Origin of the sequence: Streptomyces sp. NPDC006294, from assembly GCF_042870895.1 — a bacterium.
Taxonomy (GTDB): Bacteria; Actinomycetota; Actinomycetes; order Streptomycetales; family Streptomycetaceae; genus Streptomyces.
The window spans coordinates 41,772-58,209 of sequence record NZ_JBIAHV010000009.1; the positions used below are offsets into that span (position 1 = coordinate 41,772).

Consider the following 16,438-nt stretch of genomic DNA (forward strand, 5'->3'; position numbering starts at 1 on the left):
CCTGCCGCCCGAGCCGGTCCTGCGACGCGTTCGTGCCCGACGTGACCGCCGGGGAAGACAGGCAGGCTCACAGGTAATCTGATGGTGTGGCCGGGGGCGTGACCCCCGGGAGGGGGCCGTCGTGAAGTCCGGGTTGCGCAGACCGCTCGCGCTCGTCGTCGCCGTTGCCCTGTGCACCGCCTGCGGTGGAGGTGCGGACGACGGCCGCGGGCTCCATGATCCGGCGGCGAAGGACATCGCCCTGCGGATCGTCTCCAGCGCGGAGAACTCCTCGCTGGACTGGCGGGCCCAGTACCGGTACATCGAGGACATCGGCGACGGCCGCGGCTACACCGCCGGCCTCGTCGGCTTCTGTTCCGGTACGGGCGACCTGCTCGCGGTGGTCGAGCGCTACACCGAGGAGCGGCCGGGCAACGTCCTCGCGCCGTATCTGCCGGCGCTGCGCGCCGTCGTCGGCAGCGACTCGCACGAGGGGCTGGGCCCGCGGTTCACGGACGCGTGGGCGCGGGCCGCGGTCGCCGATCCGGTGTTCCGGGCCGCCCAGGACGCCGAGCGCGACCGGCTGTACTTCACGCCCGCGGTGCGGCAGGGCGAGCGCGACGGGCTGGGCGCGCTGGGGCAGTTCGTCTACTTCGACGCGTACGTGATGCACGGCGCGGACGGGTCCAAGGGGTCGGTCGGCTTCCGCGCCATGCGCGAGAAGGCGCTGCGAGAGGCGGAGCCGCCCTCGCAGGGCGGTGACGAGGCCGCGTATCTGAACGCGTTCCTCGACGCGCGTGTCGAGGCGATCCGCCAGGAGCCGTCGCACTCGGACACCAGCCGGGTCGAGACGGCGCAGCGGGTATTCGTACGGGAGGGGAACATGGGTCTCGAACCGCCGTTGCGGTGGCGGGTCTACGGTGACGACTACCGCGTCGACGAGCGGAAAACACCGCCCGCCCGCTGAAACTTCACCGGCCCGGCACGGTGTTTCCGCAGCTCCGCCGAACCGCCACAGGTCTGGTCCTTAGGGACTTCCCGCCGCCTCTTTACGCCCGGTCGTCACACTGGCTTACTCATATGACGTGTCCATGACTTCACTCCCCGGTGAAGTCGTGCGGCCCATGCCCGCCCGCCGATCCCCCACCTGCAGGAGGCAGTCATGCCTGTGTCACGAGCCGGATCAGCACGTCGTGGAAGACCGAAGGCCGCCACCGTCATCGGCATCCTGGTCTCGGCCGGCGCCCTGCTCCTCACGACCACCGGACCCGCCGCCGCGGCGCCGCCACCCGTGGACAAGCCGGTCAAGCCCGGCCAGGCGTGGATGGGTTCGGGAACCCGCCTCGAGCAGCCCCACGCCTCCAAGGACGGCGGTCTCCTCTCGCCGCTGGACACCAGCGGCGTCCAGGGGATCGACGTCTCCCACTGGCAGGGTGCGATCAACTGGAACTCGGTGAAGAGCGCCGGGATCGACTTCGCCTACATCAAGGCCACCGAGGGCACCAGCTTCAAGGACTCCCGCTTCGGCGAGAACTACACCAACGCGTACTACGCCGGCGTGATCCGCGGGGCGTACCACTTCGCCCGCCCCAACTACTCGAACGGTGCGACCCAGGCCAACTTCTTCGCCTCCAACGGCGGCGCCTGGTCCCGTGACAACAAGACGCTGCCCGGCGTCCTCGACATCGAGCACAACCCGTCCGGCGCGATGTGCTACGGCCTGTCGACGACCCAGATGCGCACCTGGATCAACGACTTCTACAACACGTACAAGGCACGCACCAGCCGCGACGTCGTCATCTACACGACCGCGAGCTGGTGGAACACCTGCACCGGCCGGTGGACCGGGATGTCGGCCAAGGCGCCCCTGTGGGTCGCCCACTGGGGCGTCAGCAGCCCCACCGTCCCCAGCGGCTTCCCCACCTGGACCTTCTGGCAGTACACCGCGACCGGCCGGGTCAGCGGCGTCGCGGGAGACGTGGACCGCAACAAGTTCAACGGCTCCATGACCCGGCTGCTGGCACTCGCCAACAACACCTGACCGGCCCGGCCGCCGGCCGCAGCACCACGACGCCGGGTGGAGCCGTCCTGGGACGGCTCCACCCGGCGTCGGCACATCGGTGCGAACCGATGCGCGCGGGCTCAGTGCACAGCGGCAGCCGGCTCCGCGACCGCGGACCCGTTCCCGGTTCCGTCCGCCGACTTCTCCTCGTGCGCGCCGCCCTTCCCGCCGAAGTGGTTGAAGGCGAGGTTCAGCAGGATCGCCACGATGCAGCCGGTCGAGATGCCCGAGTCGAGGACGACGAGCAGGTCCTCGGGGAAGGCGTGGTAGAACTGCGGCGCCGCGATCGGGATCAGACCGATGCCGACGGCCGCGGCGACGATCAGCGCGTTCTCGCCCTTCTCCAGCGCGGCCGTGGCCAGCGTCTGGATGCCGCTCGCGGCGACCGAGCCGAACAGGACGATGCCCGCGCCGCCGAGGACCGGCAGCGGTACGAGCGCGATCACGGACGCCGCGACCGGGAACAGTCCGAGGAGGATCAGGATGCCGCCGCCCGCGGCGACGACGAACCGGCTGCGCACCTTCGTCATCGCCACCAGGCCGATGTTCTGGGCGAAGGCGCTGCACATGAAGCCGTTGAACAGCGGGCTGATGGCGCTGCCGAGGGTGTCGGCGCGCAGGCCGCCCTCGATGACCCGCTCGTCCGCCGGGCGGTCGACGATCCGGCCGAGCGCCAGCATGTCGGCGGTGGACTCGGTCATGCAGACCAGCATCACGATGCACATCGAGATGATCGCGGCGAGCTCGAACTGCGGCGCGCCGAAGTGGAACGGCGTGGGGAAGCCGACGATCCCGGCGTCCGACATCGCGTCCATGCTGGTCATGCCCAGCGGAATGGCGATGATCGTGCCGATGACGAGGCCGAGCAGGATGGCGATCTGCTGCAGGAAGCCGCGCAGCACTTTGCGCAGCACGAGCACGATCACGAGCGTCAGGGCCGCCATGCCGATGTTCTGCATGGATCCGTAGTCGTCCGCGGTGGAATTGCCGCCCTGGGACCAGTTGAAGGCGACCGGCAGCAGGGACACACCGATGAGGGTGATGACCGTGCCGGTGACGACGGGCGGGAAGAAGCGGACCAGTCTGGAGAAGTACGGGGTGAGGATGAACCCCAGCGCACTGGCGACGATGATGGCGCCGAAGATGACGGCGATGCCGTCGTAGCCCCGGTCCCTCCCGATGGCGACCATCGGGGTCACGCCGGCGAAGGAGACGCCGTTGACGAACGGCAGCCGGGCGCCGACGCGCCAGAAGCCGATCGTCTGGAGCAGGGTGGCTATGCCGGCGGTGAACAGGCTGGCGCCCATCAGGAACGCGGTGTCCTTGGCGTCGAGGCCGACGGCGGGCCCCACGATCATCGGCGGGGCCACCACACCCGCGTACATGGCGGCCACATGCTGCAGGCCGCTGGTGAACATCTTGAAGGGCGGAAGGGTCTCGTCGACCGGGTGCTTGCGGTCGACTTCTTCAGGTGCATCGGCGGTCGGTGATTGCGCGGCCACGGCGGTGCCTCCGGTCGGGTAACACGTCGTCGGTGACATGTGGTGTCAAGGAGGTGGTGCGGGTGGTGCAGATGCACATACCGGATCGCCCGAACCGGTGGTGCGGGTGGTGCCGTGTGCCGGGTCGGCAAACGTGTCACCACCACCGGGAGGTGCGTACGTGCTTCCGCACGCACCTCCCGGCGACGGCTGCCGTGGACCCCGCTCGGGTTCACGGCCGCCGGCCGAGGGCCGTCCCCCTCGACCGGACTACCTTGGGTCAGCCCTGGGCGGCGATCCGCGCCAGGCGCTGCGCCTCGTCCCGCGTGGAGCGGGCGATGGCGTCCTCGTCCACCGTGGTGAGGTGGCCCGCCTCGACGACGGGGGTGCCGTCGACGAGGGAGAGTGAGACCGGGGCCGCCGCGCCGAAGACGAGGGCGACCACCGGGTCGGCGATGGAGGAGTGGGCGAGCGTGTCCAGCTTCCACAGCACCAGGTCGGCGAGCTTGCCGGGCTCGAGGGATCCGATCTGGTCGGCGCGGCCGAGGACCTGCGCCCCGCCGTACGTGCCGAGCCGCAGCGCCTGACGGGCGTTCAGCGCCGCCTCGCGGTGGGCGCCGAGCCGGTTGATCAGCAGGGCGTTGCGCAGCTCGGTGTGCAGTTCGCCGGACTCGTTGGAGGCGGTGCCGTCGACGCCGAGGCCCACCGGCACGCCGGACTTCAGCATGTCGGGCACGCGGGCGATCCCGGCGGCCAGCCGCGCGTTGGAGGAGGGGCAGTGCGCGACGCCGGTGCCGGTACGGGCGAAGGCGGCGATGTCGGAGTCGTTCATGTGGACGCAGTGCGCCATCCACACGTCGGAGCCGAGCCAGCCCGTCGACTCGAAGTAGTCGGTCGGGCCCATCCCGAAGAGCTCCTTGCAGAACTGCTCCTCCTCGACGGTCTCCGAGCCGTGGGTGTGCAGCCGCACGCCCTTGCGCCGGGCCAGCTCCGCGCCCTGACGCATCAGTTCGGTGCTGACGGAGAACGGGGAGCAGGGCGCGACCGCGATCTGGGTCATGGCGTCGAAGGAGGCGTCGTGGTGCTCGTCGATCGTCGCCTCGGTGCCGGCCAGCGCGCCTTCGAGGGACTCGACGGCGAAGTCCGGCGGCAGGCCGCCGTCCGACGTGCCGCGGTCCATGGAGCCGCGGGCGAGGGTGAACCGTACGCCCGTCTCGCGGGCGGCGCCGATGATCGCGCCGGACAGGTCGCCGGAGCCGCGCGGGAAGACGTAGTGGTGGTCCATGGCGGTGGTGACACCGCCGCGGGCCATCATCGCGAGCGAGCCCTGCGCCGCGGCGCGGACCATCGGCTCGTCGATGCGCGCCCAGGTCGGGTAGAGCGCCACCAGCCAGTTGAAGAGGTTGTGGTCGGTCGCGAGCCCGCGGGTGATCCACTGGTAGAAGTGGTGGTGGGTGTTGACCAGGCCGGGGGTGACGAGGTGACCGGTGCCGTCGACGCGGCGTACGACGCCCTCCAGGCCGTCCGGCGCCCTGCCCGCGCCGACGGACTCGATCCGGTTGCCGGCGACGACGACGTGCCCGGAGGCGTATTCGGTGTCGTCGGCGTCGACGGTCGCGATCGCACAGTTCTCGATGACGATGCGCCGGGGAGCGCCGTCGTGGGCTGCCGAAGGTGCCATGGTGCTTCCTTCTTCTGTGAGCGGCGATGTGGGCACGGCAGGACCCTAGGAGGATTTGAGTGCCGCGGCCGGGCGGCTGCGGGTGCCGAGGGGGTGGAGGGACAGGTCGGGCAGCACCGCGACGGGCGTGCCGGCGCTGATTCCGGGGCCCGGCGCGGTCCGTGCCCGGGCAGGAGAACTCGCGTCGGGGCCGGGCGCGGCGGGCGTGATGTCCGCGCCGCCGGGTGGGAGCCGTCGTGCCATGCGAGTCCTCCTGTTCCGGCCGTCCCCCGCCCTGCTGCGGGCGGGCGGGGGCGGCCGGTCCCGCGTCAGAGGTTGGTCATGTCGACCGGGATCTTCGGCTCGACGCCGTCCCGCAGCACGGTGGCCTCGATCAGGCCGTACGGGCGGTCGGCGGCGAAGTAGACCTCGTTGTCGTTCTTGAGCCCGAACGGCTCCAGGTCCACCAGGAAGTGGTGCTTGTTCGGCAGCGAGAAACGGATCTCGTCGATCTCGCTCCGGCTGTTGATGATGCGCGAACCCATCTGGTAGAGGGTCTGCTGCAGCGACAGGGAGTACGTCTCCGCGAAGGCCTGGAGCATGTGCTTCCTGGCCTGGTCGTAGGACTTCTCCCAGTTCGGCATCCGGTCCTCGTCCGAGGTCCAGTTGTAGCGCCACTGGGCGGCGACCTCGGTGGCCAGGATGCGGTCGTACGCCTCTTTGAGGGTCGTGTACCGGTCCTTGACGTAGCCCCAGAACTCGGAGTTGGTCGAGTTCAGCACGGTCAGGTCCTTCAGACCGGAGACGACCTCCCACTGCTCACCGTCGAAGGTGATCTGGGTGGTGCGGGTCTCCTGGCCCTTGCGGACGAAGGAGTGCTTGACCTCGTCGGCGCCGATGAACTTCGAGTTGCCGTCGGAGGTCTCGATGCGCTCCCAGGCGTACTCCTCGATCCGGATGCGCGCCCGGTGGATCGGTTCCTGGCTCGTCACGAAGTGGCGGGCGAGGTGGATGCCGAACTGCTCGGCGGACTCGATGCCGTACTCCTTGGCGAACGCGTACACCGTGTTCTTGGTGGTGTCGGTCGGCAGGACGTTGGCGTTGGAGCCGGAGTAGTGCACGTCGTCCATGTCGCCGGAGAGGGCGACGGAGACGTTCAGGTCCTTGATGTGGTGGGTGTCGCCGTCCCGCGTGATCTTGACGACTCGGTTCTCTGCTTTGCCGTACTGGTTCTGGCCGAGAATCGTGGGCATGTCTGCTAGCTCCCTCGGTAAACGGAGTAGCCGAACGGGTTGAGCAGCAGCGGTACGTGGTAGTGCTCGCCCGGCACGACGGCGAAGGTGATCGCCACCTCCGGGAAGAACACACCGGATGCACCGCTGTCCCGATTCGCGGGGGCGTCCTGCTGCGCATCGGCTTGCTTCACTGTGGTGATTGAACGCGTGAAGTACGCCTCGGTCTCGAAGTCGAGACGTACGTGTGTCGTGCCTTCCGGCAGTGCCGGGAGGTCCTTGCACCGCCCGTCCGCGTCGGTGGCGGAACCGCCGAGCGGCATCCACGGCGCCTTGTGGCCACTGCGGGCCGACAGCGAGACGGCGACGCCCTCCGCGGGGCGGCCGGCGCTGGTGTCCAGGATGTGCGTGGACACCGAGGCGGTGGTTGCCGTGCTCATGCGGTCATCTCCTGCTCTACGAGACGGGTCAGACGGATACGGTTGATCTTGCCCAATTCGGTGCGGACGATCTCCCGCTCCCGGTCGGGCGAGTTGTCGATCCGCTCGCGGAGGGCGTCCTGCATCTGCTCCCCGGTGCGGCCGGTGGCGCAGATCAGGAAGACATGGCCGAACTTGTCCTGGTAGGCAAGGTTCAGCTCGAGCATTTCGGCCTTCAGCGCTTCGGAGGCGCCGGCCATCCCGCTCTGTTCGCGGGAGGAGGTCGGGTCTCCGGGCTTCGGCCGGCCGATCGGCGGGTGACCGGCCATCGCCTCGGCCAGATCCTCCGCGGTCAGCTCCGCCATGGCGGCGTCGCTGGCCCGGAAGAGGGCCTCGGTGTCGGCGTACGGTCGCTGGGCGAGCAGTTTGCTCCCCCACGCCGAACTGGCACAAACCTCGTGCAGGGCGGCCAGGGCCGCACTGTCCTCGGAGGCGTTGAACCGGGCGAGACCCGGGTTCGGAAGTGAAGTCACGGGAGCCTCCGTGGCTTGTTCATCGCGGTGCGTCGGACGGGCTGCGGATAGCTAACGCCCTCCGGCAACGCGACGTCAACACTTTGTTGAAAACTTGGGGTTACAAATACTGACGACGGGGAGACGCGACCGCGCCGGCCGCGCCGCGGGCCCGGTCGAGCCGTCGCCACGGTTGCAGCAGCACACCGGGCCGTGCCCCGCGGCAGCGCTTAGCGTCGGAGAGGTCCGTATTCGAGGGGAGCGTGGCCCACGGTTCCCCGTACCACCGACAACGATGTCGGATTTGCAGGAGCATCAGATGAAAAGTGTTCGCCGCTTCACCGCCTGTACGGCGGCAAGCGCCCTCCTCGGCCTGGGCGCCGTCGCCCTCGCCGCCCCCGCGCAGGCCGCCCCCGCCGCCGCGCAAGCCACCTCCGCCGCGGTGGACGACCCGCTCGGCGGCCTCGACACCGCCCTCGACAACCTGCTGGCGAGCCTCCTCGGCGAGGTCGAGGCCACCCTCGGCTCGGTCGACGCCATGCTCGAGGACATCGCCGGCGGCCTTCCTGCCGCGGGCGAGCTGCCCACGACGAACCTGCCGGCGACGGGTGACGCTCCCGCGACGGGCGAGCTGCCGACGACCGGGGAGCTGCCCGCCGTGCAGGCTCCGGCGGCCGGTGTGCTGCCCGGCCTCGGCGGCCTGCCCGGGCTGGCCGACATCCCGGGCCTGGCCGACCTGCCGGGCCTCGCCGACATGCCGGCCGCAGGGGACCTGTCCGCGACGAGCGGCCTGCCCGCCGCCGACGCGGCGGCGCCCGGCGCTCCCTGATCGCGCCGGTCGGGCACACACAAGGCGCCGGCCCCGACAACCGTCGGGGCCGGCGCCTTGTGTGTGCCACTGAGCGGGACCGTTCCGGGCGTCAGCCCTCCGACGGGCTCTTCTCGCGGTTCAGGTAGTTGTAGACGGTGAAGCGGCTGACGCCGAGCGCACCCGCCACCGTCTCCACGCCGTGCCGCACGGAGAACGCGCCCCGCGACTCCAGCGTCCTGACGATCGACTGCTTGGTCCGGCGGTCGAGTTCCGCCAGCGGCCTGCCGTGCTGCCGCTCCAGCGCCGCCAGGATGTGGTCCAGGGAGTCCGCGAGCTGCGGGAGACGCACGGCGAGGACCTCCTCGCCCTCCCAGCTCAGTATGACGTCGTCCGCCGCGGCCTCAGCGGGCTCGAGCAGCACCCCGCCCATGGCGTCGACCAGTGGTTTCACGGCCTGCGCGAGGGCGTGGTCCAGGGCGGTCATCCCTCGCCCTCCACCACGTTGACCTGCAGGGAGACCCGGGTCGCGCCGGTCTCCAGCGCCTTGCGCAGCAGCGCGTCCACCGTGCCGAGCACCTGCTCGGCGCCACCCTCGGCCGTGTTGCCGAACGGACCGACGTCCACCGCGTCCAGATCCGCCGCCTGCACGACCTCGCGCACCGCCACGGCGTGCGGCGGCGGCTCGTCCAGATCGAACGGCTCGGTCGTGAACTCCACTCTCAGACGCACCATGCCTCCACGTTAGGTCCTGTCCCCCGGGCCTCGGCCCGCGCCCTGTGCCGTCGGCCCGGACGAAAGACGCACGTCACGCCGCGACGGATCCGCGGTGGTGCCGCGTAGAGCAGACGAAGGACGCCGCGCCGGTCCCTCGTTCCGTCAGGGCCGGCGGCACAGGGAGGGGACTGCATCATGACAGGACGTACGCGCAGAGGGATCAGGACGACCGCGGTCGTCACCGCGGCCATGGCGGCGCTGACCGCCTCGCAGGGGCCGGGGGCCACCGTCGCCACGGCAGGCCAGCGGCCCCCGTCGCTGCCGCCGGGGCCCAGCGTCTCCGGCGACAGCCCGTACCGCACCGAACTCCCGCCGCTGCGGACGTCGCCCGGCGTGGCCGCCGGGGTGGCCGAGGCCGTGCCCGGCGCGGCGGCGGGGGCGGTGGCCGGGACGATCCCGGCGACCGTGTTCGCCGCGTACCGGTCGGCCGAGACGGCACTCGCGGACAGCGTTCCCGGCTGCGGTCTGCGCCGCGAGCTGCTCGCCGCGATCGGGCAGGTCGAGTCCGGGCAGGCCCGCGGCGGCCGGGTCACGGCCGACGGCACCGCCCGCCCGCCGATACTCGGCCCACGGCTCGACGGCGACGGTTTCGCGCTCATACGGGACAGCGACGGCGGGGCGTACGACGGGGACACCGGCTACGACCGGGCCGTCGGGCCGATGCAGTTCATCCCCGGCACCTGGGCGGCCTGGGGCGCGGACGGCAACGGCGACGGGCGGTCCGACCCGCAGAACGTCTTCGACGCGGCGCTCGCCGCCGGACGTCATCTCTGCGCGGGCGGGCGGAACCTGGCGGAGCCGGGCGACCTGGAGCGGGCGGTCCTCGGCTACAACCACTCCACCGCGTATCTGCGGACCGTACTGGCCTGGTACGCGTACTACCTCGGCGGGCACCGCGTGGTCCCCGACCAGGGCGGTTCTGACGCGCGGACACCCGCGGCCGCGCCCGCCGCGACGGTCGCGCCCGAGCCACGGCCCGCGCGAACGGCGAGGCCCCGGCCCGCTCCCCCGGCCTCCCCGGCCCCGTCCCCGGCCGCCTCTCCGTCCGCGTCGGCGCGGCCGACCGGAGCGCCGGCCGACGAGCCGGCCCCGGCGGAGGCGGGGCTGCCCTCCGTGCCCCCCGTGCCCTCCGTGCCGCTCCCGGACGTGGAACTGCCCGGCCCCGGCGGACTGACCAGCAACGGAACGGACTCGATGGCCGCAGCCCCCTCCACAAGCCCGGATACCGGGCGGTAATGTCGCCACCCGCCGGACAGGGACGTCAGCCGGCGGGTGCGCGAGCGAGGGGGCCCTCATGGCTACGGAGATGCAGCCTGCCCAGCCCGGTGGGCGGCCGGGGCAGGAGTCCCAGGAACGCTGGCAGCGTGCCTGGAGCCACCGGGAGGACCTGCTCAAGGTGGCCCGCCGCCGCTCGATGACCCCCGAGGACGCCGAGGACGCCGTGCACGAGGCGATGCTGCGCGCCGCGGAGCACCCCCACCTCGACGACGACCGGCTCGGCGCGTGGCTGACGACGGTGACGATGCGGCTGTGCGTGGACCGCCACCGCCAGGTCAACCGGGAGGCCCAGGTCCGTACCAGCCCCCGGCTGCATCCGCCGGGGCCGGTCCCTGTGGACGAGGCCGTCTGCGACCGGGCGGAGGCGAGGTGGCTCGCCGTACGCAGCTCGGAGCTGCCCGCCCGGCAGGCGGAGGCACTGTGGCTGAAGTCGGAGGACCTGGACGTCGGGCAGGTCGCCACGAAGATGGGCCTGAGCTACCGCACCGTCGAGTCGCTGCTCGCCCGCGCCCGCCGTACGCTGCGCAACTCGCTCGCCGCGACGATGGGTCTCGTGCTGTGGCTCTGCGGACGTGGCCGGCCGGGCGGCGGCAACGCCCAGGCGGTCGCGCTCGCGTCGACGGCGGCGACGCTGGCGGTGGCCGGTTTCGTCCTGCCGTACGTGCACGACGGCGACGGGCCGACGACGCGGCCGTCGCCGGCCGTCACGGAGTCGGGCGAGTCGCCTCCGGCGCCGGAGGCGGGCCGTGGCCCGTCGTCGGGCGTGGCCGCTCCGTCCGCGGCGCCCGCCGCCCCGGGGGACGGGCCGAGCGCCCACCGGCCGGCGGGCCGGCGCGGTCTGCCGCTGCCGTCGCTGCCGGCGCTGCCGCTGTCCACGCCGGTGGGCGAGGTGACGGAGGACCTGGTGCCCGCGCTGCCGGCGCCGTCGCTGCCGGTGCCCTCGGTTCCGTCGGTGCCGTCCGTGGCGGTTCCGACGCCGTCCGGGGTGCTGCCGGATGCGCTGCCGTCGGTCACGGGGGCGCCGGCGCTGCCGTAGCGCGCGGCGGGCGCTCTCCCCTACCCGCCCCTTCCCGAAACCGGTCTCCGCCCGGACCCGCTACCGCGCTCCGGGCGGCAGGTGGGGGCTCCGCCCCGGGCCCCGGGCCCCGTGCCGCTGAGCGGGCGGGCCGGGCTCCGCCCGGACCCGGCGGAGCCGCACATCCGGTACGGCGGGAAGGGGCGGGGTGGGGAAAACGCCCCGCGCAGCGGCCTGACCCGTCCCCGAAACCTCCCCGCAAAAAAACTTCGCCCCGTCGCGACGGACCCCCCGCCCCTCCCCGTAGAGCAGATGTCGGACCGCTCCACGGACCACGGACGAAGGGTGTACCGGATGGGTGTCGAGATCTGTGTGGAAGGGCTCACCAAGTCCTTCGGGCACCAGGTCATCTGGCAGGACGTGTCCCTGACCCTGCCCGCGGGTGAGGTGTCCGTCATGCTCGGGCCCTCCGGCACCGGGAAGTCCGTGTTCCTGAAGACGCTCGTGGGGCTGCTGAAGCCCGAGCGCGGGTCGATACGGATCGCGGGGCAGGACATCACCAGCCTGCGCGAGCACGAGCTCTACGACGTGCGGAAACTCTTCGGCGTGCTGTTCCAGGACGGCGCGCTGTTCGGGTCGATGAACCTGTACGACAACATCGCGTTTCCGCTGCGCGAGCACACCCGCAAGCCGGAGAGCGAGGTCCGGCGGATCGTGCTCGAGAAGATGGACATGGTGGGGCTGATCGGCGCGGAGGACAAGCTGCCCGGTGAGATATCCGGCGGTATGCGCAAGCGTGCCGGGCTCGCCCGCGCGCTGGTGCTCGACCCGGAGATCATCCTGTTCGACGAGCCGGACTCCGGGCTCGACCCGGTCCGCGTGGCGTATCTGAACCAGTTGATCGTCGATCTCAACGCGCAGATCGACGCCACGTTCCTGATCGTCACGCACGACATCGCCTCCGCCCGGCAGGTGCCGGACAACATCGGGCTGCTGTTCCGGCGGGAGCTGGTGATGTTCGGGCCGCGTGAGCAACTGCTGACCAGCGAGGAGCCGGTGGTGCGGCAGTTCCTGAACGGGCGGATGCAGGGGCCGATCGGGATGGCGGAGGAGAAGGACGCCGCGCAGATCGAGCAGGAGCTGGAGCAGCTCGGGCCGGGCGAGGAGGCGGCTCCGGCCGTGACCGAGCTGACGCCGCGGCTGCTGCCGACCAAGGGCGTCGAACGGCCGCCCCGCTGGGAGGCGATCGCCGACCGTGAGCGGCTGCGGCGGGTACGCGGAAGGGTGGCCGGCGCATGAGCCTGTCACCGACCGGGGCGCTGCGGCACTCGGGCAGCCTGTTCGCCATGGCGCTGGACGTGCTGCGCACCATCCCCAAGCGGCCGTTCCAGCTACGGGAGTTCATCCAGCAGGCATGGTTCGTCGCGAGTGTGACGATCCTGCCGACGGCGCTGGTGTCGATCCCGTTCGGAGCGGTGATCGCGTTGCAGATCGGCAGTCTCACCCGGCAGTTGGGCGCGCAGTCGTTCTCGGGTGCGGCGTCGGTGCTCGCGGTGCTGCGGGAGGCGTCGCCGATCGTGACGGCGTTGCTGATCGCGGGTGCGGGCGGTACGGCGATCTGCGCGGATCTCGGCGCGCGCAACATCCGTGAGGAGATCGACGCGATGCAGGTGCTGGGCATCGACCCGATCCACCGGCTCGTCGTGCCGCGGGTGCTGGCCACGATGCTGGTGGCGGTGCTGCTCAACGGCCTGGTCTCGGTCGTCGGCGTGGCGGGCGGCTACTTCTTCAACGTGGTGCTGCAGAACGGCACCCCCGGCGCCTATCTCGCCTCGTTCACCACGCTCGCCCAGCTCTCCGACCTGTGGGCGGCGGAGCTCAAGGCCCTGGTGTTCGGCGCGATCGCCGCGATCGTCGCCTCGTACAAGGGACTGACCGCGAAGGGCGGTCCGAAGGGCGTCGGCGACGCGGTGAACCAGTCGGTGGTCATCACCTTCATGTTGCTGTTCGTGACGAACTTCGTGATGACCGCCGTGTACTTCCAGATCGTTCCGCAGAGGGGCTGAGCGCATGCCGCTGATGAACCGTCTGCTGCCTCCGCAACTGGAGGAGCTGGGCAGACAGCTGGTCTTCTACGGCCGTTCGCTGGCCTGGACCGGCCGTACGCTGCGCCGCTACAAGAAGGAGACGCTGCGGCTGCTGGCCGAGGTGAGTTTCGGCCGGGGCGCGCTGGCCGTCGTCGGCGGCACCGTCGGCGTGATCGCGTTCCTGTCGTTCTTCACCGGCACCGAGGTCGGTCTGCAGGGGTACGCGGCGCTCAACCAGCTCGGCACGTCGAACTTCGTGGCGTTCCTGTCGGCGTACTTCAACACCCGTGAGATCGCGCCGCTGGTGGCGGGGCTCGCGCTGTCCGCGACGGTCGGCGCCGGGTTCACCGCGCAGCTCGGGGCGATGCGGATCAGCGAGGAGACCGACGCGCTGGAGGTGATGGGCGTCCCGTCGCTGCCGTTCCTGGTGACGACGCGGATGATCGCCGGGTTCGTCGCCGTGATCCCGCTCTACGTGGTGGGGCTGCTGTCCTCGTACTTCGCGGCGCGCACGATCACCACGGGGTACTACGGGCAGTCGGCCGGCACCTACGACCACTACTTCCAGCAGTATCTGCCGCCGGTGGACGTGTTCTGGTCCTTCGGGAAGGTGATCGTCTTCGCCGTCGTGATCATCCTGGTGCACTGCTACTACGGCTACTACGCGAGCGGCGGCCCGGCCGGGGTCGGTGTCGCCGTGGGCCGCGCCGTGCGCACCTCGATCGTGGCGATCAACATTCTCGACTTCTTCCTCAGCCTGGCGATCTGGGGCGCCAACACGACCGTACGGATAGCGGGGTAAGGGGCCGATGAGCAGAGAAGGAAGCGCCGCGGCGCGAGCCGGCCGGCTGCGGCTGTACGGGCTGGTGTTCATCGTCGTCATCGGCCTGCTGCTGTCGCTGTCGGTGGCCGTGTACCAGCAGGTGTTCACCTCGGTGGTACGCATCACGCTGGAGGCGGACTCGCTGGGCAACCAGCTCGATCCGCGGGCCGACGTCAAGCTGCGCGGGCTGCTGGTCGGCGAGGTGCGCGAGGTGCGGGCCGACGGCGAGAAGGCGACACTCGACCTCGCGCTGAAGCCGGAGCACGTATCGAGCATCCCGGCCGATGTGCACGCCCGGCTGCTGCCGAAGACGCTGTTCGGCGAGAAGTTCGTCGACCTGGTGGTGCCCGAGGGCTCCTCGGGGCGGCATGTCCGGGCCGGGGACGTCATCTCGCAGGACCGCACCCGGGCCGGCATCGAGGTGCAGCATCTGATGAACGACCTGCTGCCGCTGCTGCGGACCGTACGGCCCGCGGACCTCAACGCGACGCTGACCGCGTTCGCGACCGCGCTGGAGGGCCGCGGCGACCGGATCGGCGACAACCTCGTACGGCTGGAGCGGTATCTGAGCAGGCTGAATCCGCACATGCCGTCGCTCCAGGAGGACATCTCGCGGTTCGCGGACGTGGCGGAGGTGTACGGGGACGCGGCGCCGGACCTGCTGCGGATCCTGCGCAACTCGATCACCACCAGCCGCACCGTGGTGGAGAAGCGGGAACAGATCGCCGCCGCTCTCACCGGGACGGCGACGGTCGCGGGGACGGCGGAGAAGTTCTTCGACGACAACGGGGAGCGGCTGATCACCCTGGGCCGGGTCTCCCGTCCGACACTCGACCTCTTCGCCCGTTACTCCCCCGAGTACCCGTGTCTCCTGAAGGGCCTCGAGCGGCAGAGCCGGGAGTCGGAGAAGGCGTTCCGGGGCGGCGAGATGCGCATCACCCTCGAATTCGTCCATCCGCGACCCGCGTACCGACCCGGTGAGGAACCCCGCTATGCCGAGCGCTCCGGCCCGGACTGCCGCGGCATTCCCGGTCCGGCGGTGCCGGCGGGACACACCAAGCTCGACGACGGCACGAAGGACGTCGCCGCCGCCGGCCCGCCGCCGGGCGGCTCGGTCTCCGCGACGGCGGCCGAGCAGCGGGCCGTCGGCTCGCTGGTCGCGCCGGTCCTCGGGGTGCCCGCCGACCGGGTGCCCGCGGTGGCGACGCTGCTGTTCGGGCCCATGGCGCGCGGGACGGCGGTGAGTGTGGCATGAGGGCTTCACGAGCCACCCGGGTCACCGGCCCGCTGGTCAAGTTCCTGCTGTTCGCGGTGGTGACGGTCCTCGCGACGACGCTGCTCGCGGCGACGATCGTCAATGTCTCCTTCACCCCGGAGCACACCTACCGCGCGGTGTTCACCGATGTCACCAGCCTGGAGGAGGGCGACGACGTCCGGGTCGCCGGCGTACGCGTCGGCGAGGTCGAGGCCATAAGGATCAAGGGGGGCCGGATCAAGGACCGGACGCTGGCCGAGGTGACGTTCTCCGTCACCCGTGACCGGCCGCTGCTGACCAGCACCGGGGCGGTCATCCGCTACCGGAGTCTGGTGGGGCAGCGGTATGTCGCCCTCACGGAGGGCGCGGGCGACGGGACCCGGCTGAAGCCGGGTGCGACGATCCCGCTGTCCCGGACGCAGCCGGCGCTCGACCTGAACGCGCTGCTGGGCGGTTTCAAGCCGCTGTTCGCGGCGCTCAGCCCGAAGGACGTCAACCAGCTCGCCACCAACATCATCAAGACGCTTCAGGGCGAGGGCGGCACGGTCAACAGCCTGCTGGCGCACACCGCGTCCCTGACGACGACCCTCGCCGACCGCGACGAGCTGATCGGGTCGGTGATCGACAACCTCAACACCACGCTGCAGACCCTCGACAGGCGCGGCGCCCGGTTCTCCGCGCTGCTCAAACAGCTGCAGCGGCTGATCTCCGGACTGTCCGCCGACCGCGAGCCGATCGGCTCCTCGCTGGAGAACATCGGCGCGCTGACCGAGGCGACCTCCGGTCTGCTGGAGGACGCCCGGCCGCCGCTGAAGGACGACATCGCCGAGCTGACCGACCTCACCAAGACCCTGAACGACAACGAGAAGACCGTGGAGGGCGTGCTGAAGCGGCTGCCGGACAAGCTCAACAAGCTGACGGGGACCGCCTCGTACGGTTCCTGGTTCAACTTCTACCTCTGTGACTTCGACGGCCGGATCGTGCTGCCGAAGACCCGAGAGGTGATCACTCCGGAGCTGCACGTGGCACGGGCGAGGTGTGGCGGATGAG

The 16,438-nt window shown here is 71.2% G+C and carries 18 protein-coding genes; 10 read left to right on the forward strand and 8 right to left on the reverse strand.

What is annotated here, in order from left to right; translation table 11 throughout:
• The first annotated feature begins 121 nt into the window (after positions 1-121).
• The gene (locus ACFYOP_RS17530) at positions 122-946 is read left to right on the forward strand and encodes a chitosanase (RefSeq protein WP_388451913.1); all 825 of its coding nucleotides are present in this window, start codon (positions 122-124) and stop codon (positions 944-946) included.
• 195 nt (positions 947-1,141) lie between these two features.
• Entirely contained in the window at positions 1,142-2,020 is an 879-nt protein-coding gene (locus ACFYOP_RS17535; RefSeq protein WP_356897546.1) for a lysozyme, read from the forward strand.
• 101 nt (positions 2,021-2,121) lie between these two features.
• On the opposite strand, the gene ACFYOP_RS17540 is transcribed toward ACFYOP_RS17535, so the two are convergent.
• The 6 genes from ACFYOP_RS17540 to uraD all read right to left on the reverse strand — a co-directional run bounded on the left by ACFYOP_RS17540 (position 2,122) and on the right by uraD (position 7,366).
• Positions 2,122-3,582 (reverse strand): nucleobase:cation symporter-2 family protein, encoded by a 1,461-nt coding sequence (locus ACFYOP_RS17540; RefSeq protein ID WP_388451916.1) that lies wholly within the window; start codon positions 3,580-3,582, stop codon positions 2,122-2,124.
• A 220-nt stretch (positions 3,583-3,802) separates the two neighbouring features.
• On the reverse strand, positions 3,803-5,203 hold the full coding sequence (locus tag ACFYOP_RS17545) for an 8-oxoguanine deaminase (protein WP_356897544.1): 1,401 nt from the start codon (positions 5,201-5,203) through the stop codon (positions 3,803-3,805).
• Positions 5,204-5,248: 45 nt separating this feature from the next.
• Positions 5,249-5,446 (reverse strand): hypothetical protein, encoded by a 198-nt coding sequence (locus ACFYOP_RS17550; RefSeq protein ID WP_356897543.1) that lies wholly within the window; start codon positions 5,444-5,446, stop codon positions 5,249-5,251.
• A 65-nt stretch (positions 5,447-5,511) separates the two neighbouring features.
• Positions 5,512-6,435 (reverse strand): factor-independent urate hydroxylase, encoded by a 924-nt coding sequence (gene pucL / locus ACFYOP_RS17555; protein ID WP_356897542.1) that lies wholly within the window; start codon positions 6,433-6,435, stop codon positions 5,512-5,514.
• 5 nt (positions 6,436-6,440) lie between these two features.
• Positions 6,441-6,854, reverse strand: a complete 414-nt coding sequence (gene uraH, locus ACFYOP_RS17560; RefSeq protein WP_356897541.1) for a hydroxyisourate hydrolase — start codon at positions 6,852-6,854, stop codon at positions 6,441-6,443.
• Positions 6,851-7,366, reverse strand: a complete 516-nt coding sequence (gene uraD / locus ACFYOP_RS17565; RefSeq protein ID WP_356897540.1) for a 2-oxo-4-hydroxy-4-carboxy-5-ureidoimidazoline decarboxylase — start codon at positions 7,364-7,366, stop codon at positions 6,851-6,853. The genes uraH and uraD overlap by 4 nt, the downstream gene beginning before the upstream one ends.
• 298 nt (positions 7,367-7,664) lie before the next feature.
• On the opposite strand from uraD, the gene ACFYOP_RS17570 reads away from it, so the two are divergent.
• A complete protein-coding gene (locus ACFYOP_RS17570) occupies positions 7,665-8,174 on the forward strand; it encodes a hypothetical protein (RefSeq protein ID WP_356897539.1) in 510 nt (169 codons plus the stop codon).
• A 91-nt stretch (positions 8,175-8,265) separates the two neighbouring features.
• On the opposite strand, the gene ACFYOP_RS17575 is transcribed toward ACFYOP_RS17570, so the two are convergent.
• Positions 8,266-8,640, reverse strand: coding sequence for a helix-turn-helix domain-containing protein (locus ACFYOP_RS17575; RefSeq protein WP_356897538.1), 375 nt, complete (start codon positions 8,638-8,640; stop codon positions 8,266-8,268).
• Entirely contained in the window at positions 8,637-8,885 is a 249-nt protein-coding gene (locus ACFYOP_RS17580; protein WP_356897593.1) for a hypothetical protein, read from the reverse strand. Before ACFYOP_RS17580 ends, ACFYOP_RS17575 begins: the two co-directional genes overlap by 4 nt.
• A gap of 180 nt (positions 8,886-9,065) precedes the next feature.
• Here ACFYOP_RS17580 and ACFYOP_RS17585 point away from each other — a divergent pair, with 180 nt between their 5' ends.
• From ACFYOP_RS17585 to ACFYOP_RS17615, 7 genes are all read left to right on the forward strand, one after another.
• Positions 9,066-10,166, forward strand: coding sequence for a lytic transglycosylase domain-containing protein (locus ACFYOP_RS17585; protein ID WP_356897537.1), 1,101 nt, complete (start codon positions 9,066-9,068; stop codon positions 10,164-10,166).
• A 58-nt stretch (positions 10,167-10,224) separates the two neighbouring features.
• On the forward strand, positions 10,225-11,244 hold the full coding sequence (locus tag ACFYOP_RS17590; protein WP_356897536.1) for a sigma-70 family RNA polymerase sigma factor: 1,020 nt from the start codon (positions 10,225-10,227) through the stop codon (positions 11,242-11,244).
• A gap of 333 nt (positions 11,245-11,577) precedes the next feature.
• Positions 11,578-12,522 (forward strand): ABC transporter ATP-binding protein, encoded by a 945-nt coding sequence (locus ACFYOP_RS17595; protein WP_356897535.1) that lies wholly within the window; start codon positions 11,578-11,580, stop codon positions 12,520-12,522.
• The gene (locus tag ACFYOP_RS17600; RefSeq protein ID WP_356897534.1) at positions 12,519-13,289 is read left to right on the forward strand and encodes an ABC transporter permease; all 771 of its coding nucleotides are present in this window, start codon (positions 12,519-12,521) and stop codon (positions 13,287-13,289) included. Before ACFYOP_RS17595 ends, ACFYOP_RS17600 begins: the two co-directional genes overlap by 4 nt.
• A gap of 4 nt (positions 13,290-13,293) precedes the next feature.
• Positions 13,294-14,112: an ABC transporter permease gene (locus tag ACFYOP_RS17605; protein ID WP_356897533.1), complete on the forward strand. Its 819-nt coding sequence runs from the start codon at positions 13,294-13,296 to the stop codon at positions 14,110-14,112.
• Between the two features lie 7 nt (positions 14,113-14,119).
• Entirely contained in the window at positions 14,120-15,388 is a 1,269-nt protein-coding gene (locus ACFYOP_RS17610; RefSeq protein ID WP_356897532.1) for an MCE family protein, read from the forward strand.
• Positions 15,385-16,437, forward strand: coding sequence for an MCE family protein (locus tag ACFYOP_RS17615; protein WP_356897531.1), 1,053 nt, complete (start codon positions 15,385-15,387; stop codon positions 16,435-16,437). The genes ACFYOP_RS17610 and ACFYOP_RS17615 overlap by 4 nt, the downstream gene beginning before the upstream one ends.
• The last annotated feature ends 1 nt before the right edge of the window (position 16,438 follow it).

Bases quoted from the DNA above. Each gene is read 5' to 3' on its own strand.
- ACFYOP_RS17540 (WP_388451916.1), bottom strand. From the start codon at position 3,582: ATGTCACCGACGACGTGTTACCCGACCGGAGGCACCGCCGTGGCCGCG.
- ACFYOP_RS17545 (WP_356897544.1), bottom strand. From the start codon at position 5,203: ATGGCACCTTCGGCAGCCCACGACGGCGCTCCCCGGCGCATCGTCATC.
- pucL (WP_356897542.1), bottom strand. From the start codon at position 6,435: ATGCCCACGATTCTCGGCCAGAACCAGTACGGCAAAGCAGAGAACCGA.
- uraH (WP_356897541.1), bottom strand. From the start codon at position 6,854: ATGAGCACGGCAACCACCGCCTCGGTGTCCACGCACATCCTGGACACC.
- ACFYOP_RS17585 (WP_356897537.1), top strand. From the start codon at position 9,066: ATGACAGGACGTACGCGCAGAGGGATCAGGACGACCGCGGTCGTCACC.
- ACFYOP_RS17575 (WP_356897538.1), bottom strand. From the start codon at position 8,640: ATGACCGCCCTGGACCACGCCCTCGCGCAGGCCGTGAAACCACTGGTC.
- ACFYOP_RS17590 (WP_356897536.1), top strand. From the start codon at position 10,225: ATGGCTACGGAGATGCAGCCTGCCCAGCCCGGTGGGCGGCCGGGGCAG.
- ACFYOP_RS17535 (WP_356897546.1), top strand. From the start codon at position 1,142: ATGCCTGTGTCACGAGCCGGATCAGCACGTCGTGGAAGACCGAAGGCC.
- ACFYOP_RS17570 (WP_356897539.1), top strand. From the start codon at position 7,665: ATGAAAAGTGTTCGCCGCTTCACCGCCTGTACGGCGGCAAGCGCCCTC.
- ACFYOP_RS17605 (WP_356897533.1), top strand. From the start codon at position 13,294: ATGCCGCTGATGAACCGTCTGCTGCCTCCGCAACTGGAGGAGCTGGGC.
- ACFYOP_RS17550 (WP_356897543.1), bottom strand. From the start codon at position 5,446: ATGGCACGACGGCTCCCACCCGGCGGCGCGGACATCACGCCCGCCGCG.
- ACFYOP_RS17615 (WP_356897531.1), top strand. From the start codon at position 15,385: ATGAGGGCTTCACGAGCCACCCGGGTCACCGGCCCGCTGGTCAAGTTC.
- ACFYOP_RS17595 (WP_356897535.1), top strand. From the start codon at position 11,578: ATGGGTGTCGAGATCTGTGTGGAAGGGCTCACCAAGTCCTTCGGGCAC.
- ACFYOP_RS17600 (WP_356897534.1), top strand. From the start codon at position 12,519: ATGAGCCTGTCACCGACCGGGGCGCTGCGGCACTCGGGCAGCCTGTTC.
- ACFYOP_RS17610 (WP_356897532.1), top strand. From the start codon at position 14,120: ATGAGCAGAGAAGGAAGCGCCGCGGCGCGAGCCGGCCGGCTGCGGCTG.